We start from the raw sequence: 19,922 nt of genomic DNA, 5'->3' as shown, positions 1-19,922 counted from the left end.
ATCACAAACGATCAACAATAAAATAAAAACATGTATACAAAAATAAAAAGCCGTTTATTCCTGTGCCTGTTACTGGCATTGTTTACAGGAGCGGTATCCTGCAAACGATCTAAAAACACCGGAGCGCTGGAGGAACGGGTCTTTGTGGTAACCATCGCTCCGGGTGATGAAAAGATCCGCGGGTACCTGGATCATCATCAACATATCTGGCCGGAAGTGGAAGCTGGTTTTAAAAAAGCCGGCTATAAAAAGATCACCCTGTCGCGTTTTGATCACCTGGTGGTGATGTCGATCCTTGTACCTCGTGGTGCAAACCTCGACAGTATGAGCAAGGTAGCGGAATCATACGATAAGCGCTGCGCGGAATGGAACCGCCTGATGGATACTTACCAGCTGGGTGTACCCGGTACGGCACCTGGCCAGAAATGGGTAGAAGTAAAGCCGTTCTATACGTTTGAGCATTGAGAAGGGAGACAGGAGGATCAGGAATTGAGCCATCAGCTCTTTGCATTCAGCAGCGTGCCATTTGTTTTTGCACGGATGCTAAAGACAGACAACCCGGTTTCAATTCCAGACCTGTCATAAAGGAGTGGCAATTGAAATTTCAATTACTGTTTTCATGTATTGCAAGTGCTGTTGCTATGGCTTTCAGTAATCCGCACGTTCCTTTCAGTCAACGGATATGTTTAAATACAGAAGGCTGACAGCCGACATCTCTAATCTCAATGCTCATATCTCGATTCTGGTGTCTCGTCTCTCAATTCTGAAGTCTCATATCTCAACTCTGGAATCTCGTATCTCGATTCTGGTGTCTCGTCTCTCAATTCTGGAATCTCATATCTCAATGCTGAAGTCTCGTCTCTCAATGCTCCTGTCTCACTGTTCCGAAACCTGGTACCGTTTTACAAATGCTTTCGGAGAAACCCCCTTGATCTCTTTAAAGTGCTTGTTGAAATTGGAAATATTATTGTACCCGCTGTTGTAACAGGCTTCAGAAACATTGTAGGTGCGTTCCAGCAATAGTTTAGCGGCATGCCCGATGCGCACTTCTTTTATAAAATCGGTAAGGGTTCTTCCGGTTTTGGATTTAAAGAAACGGCAGAAGGCTGCCGATGACATCGGAATAAGCGCCGCTACTTCCTCCAGCGTGATCGCATTCCGGAAGTTTTTAAAAATATGATCAAATATATGGTTGATCTTATTGGCTTCACCCGAGCTTTCGATAATGTTAAAGCCCGGCGAACTCAGGATCCTGGAGGATGGGGAAAGCGCCATCACGTCCAGTAACTGCAGCATTAATGCCGACCGGCTAAGTCCTTTTTCGTATAACATTTCCTGCAGGATCATTTTAGCCTTGCGCAGCGTTTCGCCGGTAAACAACACGCCCTTAGCCGCATCGGCAAACAATTGGACCAGGTGCCGCGCCTCTGGTTTTCGAAGCAGGTCTGCACCCATAAAGTCCGGGAAAAAATGCACAACAATGGCATGTGCAGGTATCAGGGGGTCGTTTGTACGATAATATTGCCAGCAATGGGGCAGGTAGCTGGCCATGAGCACCAGCTCTGTGCCTTCAAACTCTTCCATGTGATCACCAATAAAACGCTTTCCGGTACAATTCTCAATAAGCGCAATCTCAAAATTCACATGGCATTTAAAGGACTGGTATTTTTTTACCTCCAAAAATTCGGAGCGTATGGTAAAGGACTGATCGGGGGGGAAAGTAAAGTTTTCGTATATAAACTGCATCTGGAACTGATTTAAAATGGGATGGCATCCCTGTGATGAATGTATCTGAAAATAACCGGTGCACCCGGCACCATTGGGCCCTTGTCTTCCCGCGTTTTTACGCCGGCTATGGATGAGCGGTAAACACGCCGCTGAACAATAAAAAGCCTGTAGTGCTGCTGCATATTGCCGTTATTTTCTGATTCTTGCAATCGATTACATAGTGATTGTTGATCCTGCAAAAATAACATCAAATCTCGTCAATTCTGCTGTAGGCGCCTTTCTATTATTTCACAAATTTTATAATCATAATTTTTTCTTAAAAACCTGCTTGTTTTTAAGCCATATTCTAATATTAATTTTTATGAGTCAACTAACGAGATTGCTATTTCGGACCTGGAGCGTGATCGGCCTCCTGCTCCTTTCAGTGAGTTCCTTTTCACAGGGGAATCTAAAAGTTACAGGCCGGGTTATTGCTGCCGGAGACGGTGCTCCGCTGCAGGGCGCGTCTGTTGCCCAGGACGGCGGAAATGCCGCAGCCATCGCCGGTGCAAACGGAGCCTTTGAGATTGAAGTGCCGAAACGTTCAAGACTGGTGGTTTCGATGGTGGGTTTTGAATCCCGTACCGTTACACCAGGCACCGGTATGCTTACCATTGAATTAACACCGCGACAGGGGAGTATGGATGAGGTGGTAGTGGTAGGATACGGATCCCAGAAAAGGGAATTGCTTACCAGCTCGGTGGTAACCCTTAAAATGGATGAGGCCCGCCGCAATACCCCCACAACGGCATTGGGCAACCTGCTCGCCGGCCAGATGTCGGGCGTAAGAGTATCCACACCCGCCGGCCCTCCCGGAACACAGCCCGGTATCAACATCCGGGTGAAAACTTCGTTCAGCGATCAGAATATTCTTTATGTAATTGACGGCAAGATCAGTGGCGCCGGGGATTTCAATAACCTCAGTCCGAATGATATTGATAATATTTCCGTATTAAAGGATGCGGCATCTGCCGCGGTATACGGAGCACGTGCTGCCGGCGGTGTTATTGTGATAACCACCCGCCAGGGCTCCAGAAGCAGCCGGCCGCAGATCAATTATTCATTTAGCACCGGTTTTGACAAACGCGGAAAAAATGCGGCGCTTACCAGTGCGGTAGAAACCGGTGAGCTCTACAACCGTATTAATCCCACTTCCGACCCCGCGGGATGGAAATGGACCCAGGAGGACCTCGATTACTTCAGAAATATCAACGGCGGATGGGGATATGATCAGTTGGGAGCGGTATACAAGGATCCGTATACAACGGCCCACAATTTAAGCGCCTCCGGCGGAAGCGATAAGGTGCGTTATTATGTAGGAGGCTCCTATATCAAAGCCGGGGCTTTTATGAAAAACCTCACCTATGATAAATACAACCTGCGCACCAATATTACCGCAGACCTTACAAAAAGCCTGAGCCTTTTTGCGGGGATGACATTGAATAATAATATTTCCTACGGACCACCCAGCACGGCTGTGGGAGATGTGTATGGTATTTACCGGAAACAATTACTATGGCAACCGGATCAGCCGATCTGGACAGATGGGGGGAACCCTATCGATTACGGCTGGATCGGTAACGTGGGCGCAGAAGTAAGAGGCGATGGCGGTTATATAAAAAGCAATGGCATCAAACCCATTCTGAACCTGAAAGCCACCTATAAAATTGCGGCGATACCCGGTTTAAGTGCTTCCGCACAGTTCAATAAATCATATACCAACGACCGTACCAAATATTTTGAGAAACAGTACACCATGTGGGTAATGAAAAAAACGGGCTTGCACCAGATCAGTACAAACGACAATGACCTTACCGCCCTGAAAAAATCTTCACAGATCGGTAAAAGCTTTATCCAGGAAAACTACAACTGGAGTAACGACAACCAGCTGAACTTCCAGTTAAACTACGAACGTACATTTGGCCAGGTACACAATGTGAAAGGCTGGCTGATTTACGAATCGGCCCGGGCGCAGGGAGGTGGTGTAAGTGCCGGACGGGAGAATTTTCCGGTATACCTTACCGACCAGTGGTGGGCGGCCAGCGGAGACCGGCAGGATTCCTATGTGAACGGTAACGCCGAATTTATTACCGGCCGTAAATCGTGGGTAGGACAGTTCTTTTATGATTACAACCATAAATACATGGCAAGCTTTGCTTACCGGTACGACGGTTCTATGAACTTCGCACCCGATCAGCGCTGGGGATTTTTTCCCTCGGGTTCTGTAGGCTGGATCCTTTCGAAAGAAAACTTCATGAAAGGGGCACGGGGGATCGACCTGTTGAAATTACGCGCCTCTGCCGGTTTGAATGGTAATGATGGGGTAGGCGGCTGGCAATGGCAGCAGTCTTACAAAACAGGTAATTCCGCTTTCTTTGGCACCAACCCGGCCACCAATGCCGGTATTACTTACGGATCTGTGGTAAATGAAAACCTGACCTGGGAAAAAACATTGAATTACAACATCGGTATCGATATGGAGTTCCTGAAACGCTTTACGGCAAGCATTGAATATTACAATACAAAAACCTATGATATCCTCGGGCAGCGGATCGCATCTGTACCACCCACGTTTAGCCTGTCGCTGCCCTCGGTAAACTACGGGGAAATAAAAGCACAGGGCGTGGAAGCCGCTGTTGGCTATCGCAATGATTCGCGGGCGGTGGACTACTATGTAAATATAAATGGTGCCTATGGTGCAGCCGTTTACGGGATACAGGATCAGAATGTAACCTATCCCTGGCAGAAGAACCCCGGTTATTCCACAACCCGGCAAACCGGCTATACCGCTACGGGGATGATCCGTACCCAGGCAGACCTGGATGCCTTTGTGGCAGCAAACCCGAATTATAAATTCAACGGCGTGGTTCCGGCATTGGGACAGCTAACGTATAAAGACCTGAGCGGTAAAGACGGAACGCCGGATGGGATCATCGATTCCTGGGATATCAGCACCCTGTTAAAAAATAATAACCCGGTTGTATTGGGGGCAAACTTCGGGGTTGCATGGAAGGGGATCAGCATCGATGCCAGCTTTAACGGTAATTTTCACCAATGGCGGTTTGTAAACAACCTGGTAGACGGTAACGTAGAGTGGAACCGGATGTGGCGGGATTGGTATACAGACGGCTGGACGGCGGAGAACCCCAATGGAAATCTTCCAAAGCGGTATTCTGCCAACGATGGAACAAGAACGGTAACCAATTCAGGTAGCACCTTCTGGCTGGAAAGATCGAATTTCCTGCGGTTGAAATTACTGAATGTGGGGTATACCATCCCTGCATTATTAACCAATAAACTGGGTATTGGCGGGGTGAAATTTTATTTCAGCGGATCGAATCTTTTTGTGATCAGCAAATTCAATAATAAGTTTTTTGACCCCGAGATCGGCGATGGTTTTTCCTATCCCATTATGAAGAACTTCAACTTCGGTGTTAACGTATCGTTTTAACAAAACTAAATCCTGACGAGTATGAAATTTTATAGTCAATTCATAAAATTACTGACCTGTAGCCTGCTATTGGCGGCGGTAATGCCGGCCTGCAAAAAGGGGCTCGATTTTGAAAATACGAATAATATCAACCCGGATAATGTTTGGTCCGACCCGGTGATGATCAAGGCCTTTTTGAGCGATATTTACGGCGGGCTGCTGCCGGGATGGCCCTTCAACGGCGGAAGTTCAGATGAGGGCATCTCCACTGCAAAAAGCCTGGGAAACTACCAGCGGGGCATTGTTTCGGTGGATGCCACTACATCCTCCCTGAACTATGCGTCCATTGATAAAGTGAACTTCTTTTTAGATGAGCTGGCTGGAATTCCAGCATCCATACTTCCGGAAGACCTGAATAAACAATATACGGGTGAAGCAAAGTTCTGGCGGGCCTGGTCGTATTGGGGAATGGTAAGTAATGTAGGCGGTGTTCCGTTGATCCTGCATAAACAGGATCCGAAAGACGTAGCCGGGTTATTTAAGCCGCGCAATAAGACATCGGAATGCATCGCACAGATCGTTAAAGACCTTGATAGTGCCATCCTGTTGTTGCCCGGCGTGTATCCCGGTGCGGGTACCGACTATGGCCGTATCACGAAAGTGGCCGCTATGGCCATGAAGGGACGGGTATTGCTCAATTATGCGAGTCCTTTATTTAATCCGGCCAATGATCAGGCCCGCTGGCAGGCGGCATATGATGCCTGTAAAGCAGCCGTGGACTATGCCGTTTCACAGGGACATGCACTGCACCCGGATTTTAAAAAGATCTGGACCCAGGAGCGGAATAAGGAGGTGATCCTGGTAAACCAGTTTTTTTATCCCACACATGCCAATAATTTCAATGTGGTGCGGCCGGAGCCATTGACCAAAGATGCCTCCAACAGCAATCAGCCATTGTTGTCGCTGTTGCTGGCCTTTCCCAAAAGAGACGGCAGTCCGCTGCAGTTTGATAAAAATATGTTGAACGATGCGGCATACAATACGCAGTTCCTGACCGATTTTTATACCAACCGCGATGACCGCTTTTATGCAACCGTTTTTTGCGGAGGCACACCTTACCCCACGCCGGATGAAGTGTCGCCCATTTATGTAAAGGGCAATAGTTTCTGGAATGTGTGGCGTTTTAATGCTGCTAACAACAGCTACGTGAACCTGCTCAATGTGATTCATCCGGGTATGCCTGGCAACCCCGGGATCACGGGTTTCTTCCAGCGCAAAGGGCTGGACACTACATTGATTGCCGGTTTGTCGAACCAGGGGCAAACGGATTGGGTGGAAATGCGTTTTGCAGAGCTGTTATTGAATTATGGGGAATGTGCCAACGAACTGGGCAAAACCGCCGAAGCCTTACAGGTGCTTAAAGACATCAGGGCCCGTGCCGGTATTACAGCGGGGATTAATGGAAATTACGGTATTACGGGGGGGACCATTGCTGCCATCCGCGAAGCCTATATCACCGAGCGCCAGGCAGAATTTGCCTTTGAAAATAAACGTTTCGGTGACCTGCGCCGGTGGAAACGGTATGACATCCTTAACAGCCAGGGCGCGCGGCACGGATTGTATATCACTGCAAAAAATGCCGGAGATCTGCCCACTCCCGCAGATAACATCATGACGGCATCTGTGCGGGCGAAGTTTACCGCTAATTATATTGATAACCTGGACGGTGATGATAGCTTCAAATTCAACCTGGATCTCAGTCACTGGTTTTATGCCATACCGCCTTCCCAGATCTCCCAGTCGAAAAATATACTGGAACAAAATAAGGAGTGGGGCGGCAATTTTGATCCGTTACAGTAGGTGCGCTGTGTATTACATCCGGTCAGGCGCACTCAGGTACCGGTGTTGTAAAAGACGATCATTGAAGTTAAGGCACATAGCAATCTGTTAGCAGTACACCGGGGCCGTTGCTTTGCAGCGCCCCGTTTTTGATAAAAAAGTACGTATTATGGTCAATACAGTGGTAGTTGATTTGCCATTTTTGTATAATCTTTATAACAGTAAAGCTTGCGGTGCGTTTCGGGCCGGGTTTAAATGATGGCTTTGGGAGAATATGAATTGAAGACGTACTAAAATATACCGTCCGGTCTCAAGCCCCTGGTACCGGGAAAAAGCTGTCTGCAAAGGACGGCTTTCCCCGTTATTACGCATCATTGAAACGGGATAACGTGTCAACCGGAGTTGTAGGTATAACATAAATACAGGAATATGAATTATCAAAAATGGGTTGTTTGTTTTGCGCTGCTGCTTTACAGCAGCTGCCTCATGGCTGTTGAACTAAAGACCAGCGCAACCCGCGTTATTATTAACGACAAAGGCTTTTATACGTCTGTAAAAGTAAATGAACAGGAACTGATCGCGGAGGGCACCTATCCGCTGGTTTCCGCAGTAAAGAACGGGCAGATCCTGCTTCCCAAAGCCTTGAAGGTAAACGGGAATAAGTTTTTGCTCACAATGGACGACAACCAGGTGATAGAGTTGTTGGTGAACCAGCAGCAGCAGGCCATTACGTACGAGATCCGTAAAATCAGCGGCGACTATAAAGCCGTGGTGTTTGGGCCGCTAAAACTATCCGTTCATGAAGTGGTGGGTGAGGTAGTAGGCGTGGTCCAGGACGGTAATATTGCCTTTGCCATGCAGGCACTGAATATAAAAACCAATGGCGGAATTCCGCAGGAATATGCAACAGCTTATGGCGCCCTGTTTAATTATGCGGGTCGTCAAACCGATCTTTCTGTTTCGAGTACCCCTTATTATCATTTTGCAGCAGCCGATACAAAGGAAGGCGCCGTGTTCCAGTTGTCGGCCCGGAACCGCTCAATGCAGGAGTACCGCAAAGTGAACCAGGTTGAAAACGCACTGGTGCTTCCGGTAAATGGTGTGGAGGGTGCGATCGCAGGAGCAAAGATCGCGGTGTTCGGCGATCTGCGCAGCCGGATATTGGACCGGATCGGAAAGGTGGAAACCGAACAGGGGCTGCCGCATCCGTTGATCGAAGGCGCCTGGGGTAAGGTGTCGAGAGGGGCGATGCGCTCTTATCTGATTACCAATTTTTCGGAGGAGAACATCGACTTTGCACTGGAAAAAACGCAGCTTGCCGGTTTTAAAACCATCTATCACCCGGATCCGTTTAAAACCTGGGGGCATTTTGAATGGAACCCTTCATTAACAAAAGGTGGTGATGCAGGTATGAAAAGCCTGGCAGAACGCGCTTCAAAAAAAGACATAAAGATCGGTGTGCATACCCTGTCCAATTTTTTAACAACTAATGATGCATATGTAGCACCGGTTCCTGCTAAAAATCTATTGAAACAGGGCCGCTTAAATCTTACGGGTAACATCGATGATGCTCAAACTGCTTTTGACGTAGTGGCTTCCGACCTGTTTCATGTACCCCTTACATTAAACGCCCTGCAGATCGGTAATGAGCTGATCACTTATGGTAAGGCGGAAAAAAGTGGCGACCGCGTAACGCTTACCGGCTGTACCAGGGGCGCATTCGGAACGCAGAAAGCCGCCCATGAAAAAAGCGAGCCGCTTTATAAATTATGGGATTATCCTTACCGTACCCTGTTTCCCGACCTGGAGTTGCAGGACAGCTTCTCGCATCGCCTGGCAGATATCTTTAATAAAACAGGATTAAAGCAGATCTCTTTCGACGGGCTGGAAGGCTGTATGTATACCGGGCAGGATTATTATGCCACAGCAAGGTTTGTAACGGAATACTATAACCGGCTTCAGAACAAGACCGATCTTATTAACGATGCCAGCCGCCTGGATCATTATCTCTGGCATATTCATACGCGGATGAACTGGGGTGAGCCCTGGGGTGAGGAAATGCGCAAAGGCCAGGTGGCCAGCCGGATAAAGAACCAGGATTATTTCAGAAGAAATTTATTTCCGCGGATGCTGGGATGGTTCCTGGTGCGTTTGGCCGAGCGCAACTTTGAGGCTACCTCCCTTGAAGACCTCGAATGGGCCTTATCGGAGTCTGCAGGTTTTGATGCCGGATATGCCATGAGCATCAACATGAAAACATTAAAGAATCATGGCCAGATTAATACATTACTGGAGGCCATGAAAAACTGGGACGAATTGCGTTATGCCAATGTATTTACCGAAGATCAGAAGAACCGGCTGAAAGATCCCGAAACCGAATGGCACCTCGAAAAGCAATCGGAGAAGGATTTTCTTTTATATCCGTTGTTTATCTCCGACCGGTTCCGTTGCAATTTATCGGAGATGCAGCCGGGACAACCGGGAGGCGCCGACTGGTCCTGGCAAAGTCCGGAGGAGGGAACCTATGCGCTCCGGATAAAAGTGGAGGGAGACGGAATCATTGCCAATCCTTCCTTTACGACCTCGTTGGGCGTTATAAAGATCGAAGGAAAGCTGCAGGCCAACCAGTATATCCTGCTGGATCACCAAGGGATGGCAACATTAACAGACCAGAATTATAATGTGCTGTCGGTACTCAATGTTCAGGGAAAAGCACTGTTGCCCAAAGGGGCAGCGGGAGTATCTTTTTCCTGTGAAGTAAATGGTGACAGCCGCCCGGATGTTGTCGTGCGGTATCAAACCAGGCGCAGTCCTGAAAAAATAAGTGTTCCTTAAAAGGCTGTTTCCAATGGGCGCATACCGCATGCTGCGCCTTAAGGAAACCTTAACTGCTAAATAATGTAGATGCCAGCCAGGTAACTGTTGTATTGCAAAAAAAGTATTGAGTTTTGTCAAATTTGCTGTTGTGGTACTGTTGCTTTTTTTGAATCTTTATGATAGAAAGATAATTATATAAAATGAATCGAAGCTATTTAATGAGCCTGCTGCTTTCCGGGGCGCTGGTACTGGCCACCGTGCAACTCCGGGCTCAATGGGATTTTAAAACAGATTATTTTAAAATCCACGTCAGCAATAACGGCTTTATCACCAGTATGAAGAATATTACAGTGCAGCCGAACCGCGAATTTAGTCCGGCAGACCGGCCTTCGCCGCTGATGCGGCTGTACGATGGTGCGAAGCAGGTTTATTATGAGCCGGTAAACGCTTCTTATAAGGCAGCAGAAAAATTATTAACGCTCACTTATAGCAACGGATCGGTAGCGCGTATTCTTATCGCCCCGAAGAAAAAATATTTAAGGCTGCAATTGCAGTCGCTCACAAAGCGCGAAACAATCGAAGCCATCCAGTGGGGATCGTACCATACCAATATCACCAATCTTATGGGAGAGATCATTGGGGTAGCGCGCGATACCAGCGCAAGGATCAATTATGCGATTGGTATGCTGGCCCTAAATGACAATACCCTGGGAGGCCAGGCCACTACCGTTGGAGACGCAGCACCGTTTCAATACATTATCCACACACCCGATGCCCGCCGTTTTCCGCTGCCGGATAGCCTGCATGAGGGGCAGGTATTTAGTTTAGGCGGCAATGGCATCAGCGATGTGGCCTTCTATGCGCATAAAGAACCCTGGTACCGGATCCTGTACGGTGACGCGGCCCAGGTGGACAAGGCCGGGCGGATCTCGATCTCCTACCAGTCGCGGGACCGTTCGAAGAGAAGGGAAGTGTTTTTTTCGCTGATCCCGCATATGGCGGCAAATATTCCCAATCATATCGATGTGCAGCCCCTACCGGGCGTGGATTATATAGGATCTTCGGTAGCCTTATGGGGAAGCCCGGATAGTACGGCATTGATGGACGTGATCCGGAACATTGTGTTGGCAGAAAAGTTGCCCTATCCGACCATCAACGGAAAATGGATCAAGGATCCCGCTGCATTTGTACCGGATGCCCTCACCGCCGGAAATCTCAACGACAGCATCATCGCCTATACAAGCCGGCTTGGCTTTAAGGCGATCAGTTTATACGACCAGGGATTTTTACGGGCCAACCGGGGAAATAAAGGATATATCGATGGATTGAATTTTGAACGTACGCCGATAAAAATGACTGCGGGCAATTTATCGCACAAGGCCTTTTCTGCGCTTGCCGCGAAGCAGGGGATCCTTATCGGCAGAACGCCCATCACCAATGCCCTGGCCCCGGGTACCCTGGATGCCAGCCCGGTGCCCAGTGACAGTCTTTGCTACCAGCAAAAAAGGTTGCTTGCCAAAAGCATCAGTGCTACGGATACGATCATCATAGTGGATGATCCGCGGTATCTTGAGGAGATTGCCAGTTGGGAAGGGCATTGCGAAAATCTAAATATGATAAAGATCGGCAAGGAACTGATCCATTATATGGGCGTATCAGACAAGCCGCCATACCGGTTGCTGCACGTAAAACGCGGTTACTGGAAAACCACACCTGCGGCACATCCGGCAGGGGATACGCTTTATAAGCTGCAGGTAACGGTAAATTATGGGTACGACGGCGTTATTCCCAATATGGAGTTGCAGGACGAGATCGCAAAACACTTTGCAGACGTTTGCAACATCAACGGGATCGCCTATTATGATTTCGACGGGCAGGAGTTTTTGTTTAACACCGGGCATGGTTATTACGGAGCCAAACGTTTTTTCCGCAAGATGTTTGAAAGGGCTGCAGCTACCGGGGTGCCGTATATCCGCTTTACAGGGGCTACCTTATCCGAAGGATCCTGGCATTACCAAAGCATCTGGAATGTGGGTGGTGGTAAAAATCTGTATGATGCCGAAACGCGGGAATGGGGCAGTACGACCAGCCAGGGTAAGGATCTCCGGGATGTAACCTATAGCAACTTTTTCCCGGTGGGCATGGGCGGCAATTTTCCGGTCAAGAAGAATTCTACGGTGGAACAATATGAACATGTGCAGGCTATTTCGGTAGGGGTGGGTACTACTTACAGTTTAACATTAAATCAAAAAGATGTGGAAAGCTGCCCGCAAAAGGAGGCGATCTTCAGCGTGATCCGGACCTGGGAAGACGCACGTGCCGCCAATGCATTTCCGCGATGGCTAAAAGCACAGTTATCGGATCCGGCCAAAAGCTGGAGGCTGGAAGCGGGGAAGGATAAAAATACCTGGGTCCTTTACCAGATGATTGGGGGAACCAAAACGCAGCCCATTGTATTGAAAAGAGCAAAAGGATATGAATAAGGACCATTACGTATCGGCGACTTTAAACTGTGAAGAGGCAAGGACACGGAGATTTTGATACCTGCAGCGGGGTGAATTTTGTGGCGGATTGTCACTGAAGCAGTGAAAAATCTGTGCCGCAATGGCGCTATAGCCTGCGGGAGCCGGTGTGTTTAAAAGGTTTTAATACGATCTTTGTGTTGGATAGTGATGGTTGCGGTGCAATATGCAGAACAGGCGGGTATTGGCCGGCGGTCATGCATCGTAAAATGCGGCCGTTCAGAACGAAGTACTTTAAACAATAACATGCGCCGAGGGGAACGCCGGAACTAAAGATGGGGCCCGATCCTGATAAAAGGACCTGATCATAGGAAGGCAGCCGGACCATATTACCGTTTACACGGCTCCTGGTAGGGACCGCCGGTTATATGATTTGTTACTATCACCTTCCGGAGCTCAAACCGAAGCCGGCCGGAACACAGCATGCACGGGTGCTAAAGACCAGTTCGAGACACCGGATGGCATTGTCCGTAATCTACTACAGTCCCCTGCAGTTTATGTACCGGTATGATAAGCCGGAGGATTTGCAGGATGAACCGGAACAGGAATTTTTTGATCGGGTGCCCACTGTAGGGGATGCTGCAAAAGTACTGGACGGCGCCATCGGCCCGTATGTGACCATTGCCCGCAGAAGCAACAGCGAGTGGTTTGTGGGCAGCATCACCAACAATGATGGGCGGGATATCAAAATAAACTGTTCCTTCCTTCCCCCCGGGCAAAAATACATTGCGTCGTTTATTACGATAACCCGGATTCACCGGTATGCACCCGGATGTCTATAAAACGGGTGGGGTAGATGCTTCCTCTATACTGAACGCCCGGCTGCTGCCCCCGGTGGAACAGGCCATCTGGATATGCTCCCCGAAGTAAGCCAGTTGACATGATCCGTTTAACGTCTAACGCTCAGGGTGCATCCGCGTCCTGTTTGAAGCAGATCTCAATTCTCAAGTCTCAAATCTGAATTCTCAAATCTTCAAATCTTCAAATTCCGACAGGGTATTATTTCCCGTTGAATTGCACCCATTTGATATTGTCATGCATCTGGCTTTCTGTTCTGTAAATAAAATACAGGGTATGCAACTGTCCATCGGTTGTTCCTTTAACAGGGATCGACGCCACAGTTTCTTTTGCCTCTTTTGCAATGGCCGGTACAGTCTTGCTGCCTAATAACGGCCCGTTGGCGGCATCCAGCCGTACTTCCAGCACGGATGTTTTTCCCGGAACTTCCTGCCGGTCGTAGGCAATGCTCATAGAGTGGACAGCTGTCAGATCCATTTGTTTTAATACGAGCCATCCCTCTTTTGTTTTTTCGGTTTCGCCAAAGGGAATCGTATTGCTTCTTAATAAAAGGGTATTGGTCCCTGTCAGCGACTTGATATTGGGTCCGCCTTTATCCGAATAGCTGGCAGATAAAACCAGCGCACGATTGGCTTTTGCATCAGCCGGTGGCACGATGACGCCGGAGGCCGGCAGCGATTTTTTTACTGCGTTCCCGTTGCTTAACGACAAGATCCAGGTAACGATCTGGTGAACATCTTCCTGTGTGAGCGTAGGGTGCGCAGACATAGCCGTTTCACCCCACACCCCACTGCCGCCATTGATTATTTTTTCCGAGAGGTAGTTTACCGCACCCGGATCTTTGCCATATTTTTCCGCTACCTGCATAAACGACGGACCAACCGATTTTTCGGCTTCTTTATGACAGGCTTTGCAATCCAGCGACAACATGATGTTTTTTCCGCTGACACTTGCCTGACCCTGTTGATGGCCCATAGGCGCGCCGGCTTTATCAAGTCCTTCAATGAAATCAGAGGATACAAAGAGATTGGCCGGGTCAAAGGCAGCGGTATCTTTTGGATCAGTTGCCGTTATTTTGTAGCGCAGCGGCACGCCGGGCATATAAAAGGACCGGTTTCCTCCGGTAATAACAATATTTACCACCGGTGTTTCATTACCCGCGTAGATGCTTATCGCATCGCTTTTGGTAGCAGCACCTTTATTATCTTTTACGTCAACGGTTATTTTAAAGTCGCCGGATTTGGTATACGTATAGGAGAGTTCCGGTACATCGGTTTCTTTATGAGTTCCGTCTCCCATCGTCCAGGCATACGTTACGTTGTCGTTATCCGGATCTTTGGCAGCTACTGCAATTTTAACGGTGAACGGCAGTACGCCGGTTGTTTTATCTATTTTAACGGATTGGATGGCCGGGGCCCTGTTACCGCTGTTGTAGTGGATCCGGGCCAGGCCGGCGTCCGGGTTCCTGGAGAACCAGCCCGATCCGTACTCCAGCAGGTACAGCTGGCCATCTGGGCCTACTTCCATATCGATCAGCGAGTTTACTTTAACGGCGCTGGCAAAGGGCTCCATCTTGTCGAAGTCGCCATTGGGCAGCATGGTAACCGCCTTCATCCATCCGCGGATCCAATCATAAATGATGAGCTTGCCGTTGTAATAGTCCGGGAGCCGGGTCTCTTTGGGAAACAGATCCGTATAATATACAGGGCCAGCCATGGCATTTCTGCCACCGGAGCCTACCTGGGGAAAATCGGGGGAGGCTGCATAAGGATACCAGATAAATGCGGGTTGGGCAGGAGGCAGTTGCGTGAGCCCGGTATTGTTCCTGGAACGGTTAACGGGATGTTCGGGGTCGAAATTATCGCCGCTTTTGCCCGTGCTGTAATCATATTGCCGGTACGCATAATTATTACCCACAAACAGCGGCCACCCAAAATAGCCGGCTTTGCGTGCCTGGTTCACCTCGTCATAACCCCGGGGGCCCCGCTCTTTAAGATTGTCGGAACCGGCATCAGGGCCCACTTCGCCCCAATATAAATAACCTGTCTTCTGGTCTATAGAAATACGGTAGGGATTCCGGTTGCCCATTACATAAATTTCAGGTCTTGTTTTATCTGTGCCCTTCGGAAAAAGATTGCCGTCCGGAATTTCATAGCTGCCATCCGGCTTTACTCGTATCCGGAGGATCTTTCCCCGAAGGTCGTTGGTATTGCCGCTCGATCTTCCCGCATCGTACTGCTGGTGGCCGGGGATATCATTCATGGGGCTGTAACCGTTATTTACGAACCGGACACCCGGCTCGTCAAAGGGCGTAGAATTATCGCCGGATGAAACATACAACAGTCCATCCGGACCAAACGCAATGGAGCCGCCGGTATGGCAGCAGATATCCCTTTGCGATTTTACTTCGAGGATCACTTTTTCGGTAGCAGCGTCGAGCGTATCATTTTTAAATGTGAACCGGGATAGCCGGTTTACCGCGCTGTCGGCCGGACTGTAATAAATATAGACCCAGTTGTTCTTTGCGAAATCCGGGTCCTTCTGCAAGCCCAGCATTCCTTCTTCCGCATTCACGCCCGGCACATCCGTTTTGTAGTAAACGTTTAAAAAGCCTACCTGGCGCACGTTCTTCGTTTGGTTCTTATACAGCATAATTTCTCCGCGTCGCTGAATTACCAATACATCAAGGTTAGGCAGGATCGTCATTTCCGTGGGCTCAAAAAACGTACCCTGCGACAGCTGTTCTTTAGAGAACCGGTCCTCATCGGGCGGCATCTGAGTGGTGGCCTTTGAATAATCAGGGGTTTTGTTATTGCCGATGGCGTATTGAATACCGCCCAAAATATGTTGCAGATATAGTGAATCAGAAAAAGATTCCGGTGTATGCCCCAGTTCGGTATAAAAGGCCCGGCCTCCGTCGAATTCGTGGTACCAGGCAATGGGATGTGGGTTGCCGTTCTTGCCCCCCTGGTAGCTTTTTTCATCAACGGTCAGGATCACTTTTACGTCTTTGCTCATCTTCTTAAAGTTGTAAAACTCATCCGTTTTTTTCCATTCACGGGGCAGGTGCCGGGTAGCCATATGCGTGCTGTCTGTTACCAGCAATATTCCCGGCTGCACATTGGGGAAACTATCCGTAATGCCCGGGTGATCCATGAAGTAAGCACCCGCCAATCGTCCATACCATCCCCAGTCCGGTTCGCAGTCGGTAGCTGCATGAATGCCCATATAGCCGCCTCCTGCCTGTATATAACGTTCAAAAGCGGCTTCCTGCCGGTAGTTGAGTACATCTCCGGTGGTACTGAGAAAAACAACCGCTGCGTATTTTTTTAAACTGTCATCTGTAAAAACAGCGGCGTTTGTTGTTGTATCTACATCAAAATTATTGGCCGCGCCGAGTTGTTGAAGGGCGGTATTTCCGTTTGCAATCGACACATGATGAAAACCAGCCGTTTTACTAAATACAAGTATCCTTGGCTTTTTGTTTTTTCCTGCACAGGAGCACAGGAACAGTAGCATAACGAAATAACACAGGCCTTTTAAAAACGCAGTAGACGGGCGCATATGGATGGATGTTGTTGACTTGATGGAACAGAACCGGTACCAAAAGCGTAAAGGATCCCCGGACCGGAAATAATACAGCCGATCCCTGTTCTGACGACAGCAGCTGAAAACCAGACTTTACCGCTGGTTGGGGACGGGTAAAAACGAGGGAATGGCAACCGGCTATTTTAATATTCAAAGAATCGTTCTTATTGCAAAAATGCAAAAAATAAACGTTAATAAAGCGTGTTGGTAAAAATAGTATCGGATCTTGCTAAAATAATTGTATTTAAATACCGACCCGTATTGTTCCCGCATTTCTATCAGCTCAGGCAATATGTTAACGATGCCGTGGAGAAAACGAACGGGCAATCCGTTTGATGATTCAAAGGCGGGGGACAGGTGTACCCGGACCGGCGCCTTTGAATCCGGCTAGCTTTTGAAGTAACTGTATCCTGCCGTATACATAGAAAAATGTATTGCGGGTAGCTGTATCAAAAGATCCTCATTTTTTAGAGAAAAAAGATGCTATTCACTAATAGTGCAATGGAAAGTGCCAGGGGGTTAAAAAAGTATTGGTCTTTATCAATCCGGTGCAGGCTTAATGAATCAGGATGAGATAATTTTACAAACTGGATGTACGCCTGTAAACAGCTGATTGAATATAGAATTTGAATAGTATAAGATGCCGAAAGTGAAACGATACGGTGACGGTTGTTTTTTAAACGGGAAGCGTGAGCGACCGCTCACACGCAGCATGCCGCCAAAAACAAAAGCCGTACCGGATACAGGTGAAGTCGGAATAAAAGTAACGAACCCGGCCAGCCGGGTTGCTATGTACAATATTTTGTTACACAGCTAAAATTAACTTCTATATGACGCGTAACATTTGTATGGTATTTTTTTGGTTCATGAGCCTGGGCGGCTTGTTTTGGCAGGCAGCCGGGGCACAGGACTTCAACGCGGTTGATCGTTGGATGCAGCCGCTCAACGGGCATCTGCAGGCAAGCATCAGAAAATATGATGGCACGAAACTGATCGATGAATATGTAGCCACAGCACAGCAGCCCGCACTGCCGGATGGATGGCAGTTGCAATTGCAGGTGCGGCCGGTTGAACGGGTACCAGGGGCGCTGGATATAACCGCGGTGTTTGCATTAACAAAGGGTGTATCCCAAGCCACTGCCGTAAATATAGATTTCGGGTTCAATGACTGGAGCCCGGATAACTATGTGCTGGTACCGGCGATCGTGTACAACGGCAACCGGTATCCTTCTATCGGTAACGGGTATAACCCGGATTATCCGAAGGAAATGTATTATAACCCCAACGTACCGTTAACGATTTCTAACAACCCGCGTTTATCTATAGAACCGGGAACGGCATCATTGGTGGAACTCCAAACAGGCAATATGGCCACCCCGGCACTTTGTTTTTACACACCGGCTACACAAAAAAGTTTCATGGTACTTACAGATCAGCGGTCGGCCTTCGGCAATCACGGACTTACGATAGCCGAAAACGCAGCCCGGGATCAATGCCGCTTTTCTGTTACTGCACCTGCCATGCGCAGGCTGGCGCCCGGTTTTGGCGACTTTCATCCCAGCGGCGACAAAGCACCCGACTGGAAGGCGGGCGACCGGCTTACCCTGCATTTCCGGATTTATGTAATGAATGCAAACGGCATTCCCGGGTTGTTACGCACGTTTATGAAATACCGTAAAGATGTTACCGGTCCCAATCGGCCCCGCAACTGGTTGCCGATGAGTTATTACACACAGCTGGCTACCACCATTACCAGCAATCATTTCCGCACATTTCCGGTGGGCAGTTATTATCTTCCGGAGAACAGTAAAGACTTTCAGCTCGGCTGGGTAAGCGGGATGATGAATACCTACCCGATGCTGGCATTGAATAACGAAAAGGAACGGGAACGGGTGGCGCAGGAACTGGATTTTGTGGTGCATAAACTTCAGGGCAGCAGTGGTTATTTTTATGGAGGCATTACGGCCGAAGGTAAGATCCGGCCGGAAAAAATGAACCCGGCATTTCCGGAAGTACAGGCCATGGTGCGTAAAAATGCTGATGCCCTGTTGTGGCTGCTGAAGCACCTGATGTTGTTGAAGGCGCAGGGTTATGATACAGCCATCAAACCGGAATGGGAGGCTGCGGCTAAAAAACTGGCGGCAGCCTTTGCCCGCACCTGGAAAGAGGACGGCCAATTCGGACAATACATCGCACCGGCAACCGGAAAGATCGCCGTATACAATTCTACCGCCGGGGCCATTGTGCCCGCGGGACTGGCGATTGCGGCGGATTATTTCAAGCATACCGAATGGTTGGCGATAGCCAAAACATCCGCAGCCTATTATTACCAGCGGGATGTAGTAACACAGGGACTTACAGGCGGCGATTGTGGTGATATTTCAATGGACGCCAATTCGGAATCGGCCTTTGGTTTCCTGGAGTCGTTGATGGCCCTTTACCAGTATACCGGCGATAAGGCCTGGTTGGAAAGGGCCGAAGTACAGGCCGCCCTCTGTGCTACCTGGACCATCTCTTACGACCCGGTTTTCCCTGCCGGCAGCCAGATCGGCAAACTGGGCAGCAAAATGGCCGGTGCAGTATGGGCCAGTATTCAGAACAAACATGCGGCACCCGGTATCTGTACGGCTTCCGGCGATTACCTGTTCAAACTTTTCCGGGCTACCGGTAACGTCCTGTACGCCGATCTGATCCGCGATATCCAGCATGCCCAGGCAGAGGCGGTGAATATTCCACCGGATCATTCAACGACCAATAATCTGACAGGCAGCAGCATGGAACGTATTCAGCCAAGCGATGCTGAAGGAAGGGGCAGCATTGGTAACTACATTAACACCCGCAATTCCTGGACAGAGACCAACGGTGCCTTAATGGCGATTGAACTGCCGGGGATCTATGTACAGCCGGATAAAAAAATACTACGGGTATTTGATCATGTGGAGGCAAGGATCATAAAATCAGATAAAACCGGTATCACACTGGCGATAAAAAATAATACCCACTATGATGCTTCCGTATCAGTACTTGCAGAAACCAGTAAGCAGGCCGCAACCCCCTTGTCGTATACAGCTTTTGTGCATTGGCCAAAGGTAGCAGTGAAATCCTGCACAGAAGTGCTGGTGCAGGTAGCAAATAACGGAGCACTGCGCCGGCATTAATAC

General features: G+C 48.8%; 9 protein-coding genes. 7 read left to right on the top strand and 2 right to left on the bottom strand.

All coding sequences use genetic code 11. From position 1 onward, the window contains the following. The first annotated feature begins 30 nt into the window (after positions 1 to 30). Positions 31 to 465, top strand: coding sequence for an L-rhamnose mutarotase (locus tag LQ567_RS03715; RefSeq protein WP_231002755.1), 435 nt, complete (start codon positions 31 to 33; stop codon positions 463 to 465). A 411-nt stretch (positions 466 to 876) separates the two neighbouring features. Here LQ567_RS03715 and LQ567_RS03710 read toward each other — a convergent pair whose 3' ends face one another. Beyond that, the gene (locus LQ567_RS03710) at positions 877 to 1,746 is read right to left on the bottom strand and encodes an AraC family transcriptional regulator (RefSeq protein WP_231002754.1); all 870 of its coding nucleotides are present in this window, start codon (positions 1,744 to 1,746) and stop codon (positions 877 to 879) included. A 343-nt stretch (positions 1,747 to 2,089) separates the two neighbouring features. On the opposite strand from LQ567_RS03710, the gene LQ567_RS03705 reads away from it, so the two are divergent. The 5 genes from LQ567_RS03705 (at position 2,090) to LQ567_RS03685 (ending at position 13,157) form a co-directional block, all read left to right on the top strand. Beyond that, entirely contained in the window at positions 2,090 to 5,218 is a 3,129-nt protein-coding gene (locus tag LQ567_RS03705; protein ID WP_231002753.1) for a SusC/RagA family TonB-linked outer membrane protein, read from the top strand. Between the two features lie 21 nt (positions 5,219 to 5,239). Beyond that, positions 5,240 to 7,057, top strand: coding sequence for a RagB/SusD family nutrient uptake outer membrane protein (locus tag LQ567_RS03700; RefSeq protein ID WP_231002752.1), 1,818 nt, complete (start codon positions 5,240 to 5,242; stop codon positions 7,055 to 7,057). A 408-nt stretch (positions 7,058 to 7,465) separates the two neighbouring features. Next, the gene (locus LQ567_RS03695; protein ID WP_231002751.1) at positions 7,466 to 9,871 is read left to right on the top strand and encodes a hypothetical protein; all 2,406 of its coding nucleotides are present in this window, start codon (positions 7,466 to 7,468) and stop codon (positions 9,869 to 9,871) included. Between the two features lie 182 nt (positions 9,872 to 10,053). Continuing rightward, the gene (locus LQ567_RS03690) at positions 10,054 to 12,336 is read left to right on the top strand and encodes a hypothetical protein (RefSeq protein ID WP_231002750.1); all 2,283 of its coding nucleotides are present in this window, start codon (positions 10,054 to 10,056) and stop codon (positions 12,334 to 12,336) included. 407 nt (positions 12,337 to 12,743) lie between these two features. Continuing rightward, positions 12,744 to 13,157, top strand: coding sequence for a glycoside hydrolase family 97 C-terminal domain-containing protein (locus LQ567_RS03685; protein ID WP_231002749.1), 414 nt, complete (start codon positions 12,744 to 12,746; stop codon positions 13,155 to 13,157). Between the two features lie 217 nt (positions 13,158 to 13,374). Here LQ567_RS03685 and LQ567_RS03680 read toward each other — a convergent pair whose 3' ends face one another. Beyond that, positions 13,375 to 16,737: a ThuA domain-containing protein gene (locus LQ567_RS03680; protein WP_231002748.1), complete on the bottom strand. Its 3,363-nt coding sequence runs from the start codon at positions 16,735 to 16,737 to the stop codon at positions 13,375 to 13,377. A gap of 854 nt (positions 16,738 to 17,591) precedes the next feature. Between LQ567_RS03680 and LQ567_RS03675 the strand changes: the two genes are divergently transcribed. After that, positions 17,592 to 19,919: a hypothetical protein gene (locus tag LQ567_RS03675; RefSeq protein WP_231002747.1), complete on the top strand. Its 2,328-nt coding sequence runs from the start codon at positions 17,592 to 17,594 to the stop codon at positions 19,917 to 19,919. The last annotated feature ends 3 nt before the right edge of the window (positions 19,920 to 19,922 follow it).

Origin of the sequence: Niabella pedocola (assembly GCF_021044425.1) — a bacterium.
Taxonomy (GTDB): Bacteria; Bacteroidota; Bacteroidia; order Chitinophagales; family Chitinophagaceae; genus Niabella; species Niabella pedocola.
Note: the sequence above shows the minus strand (reverse complement) of the source record. Positions and strands in the feature narration are given on the sequence as shown.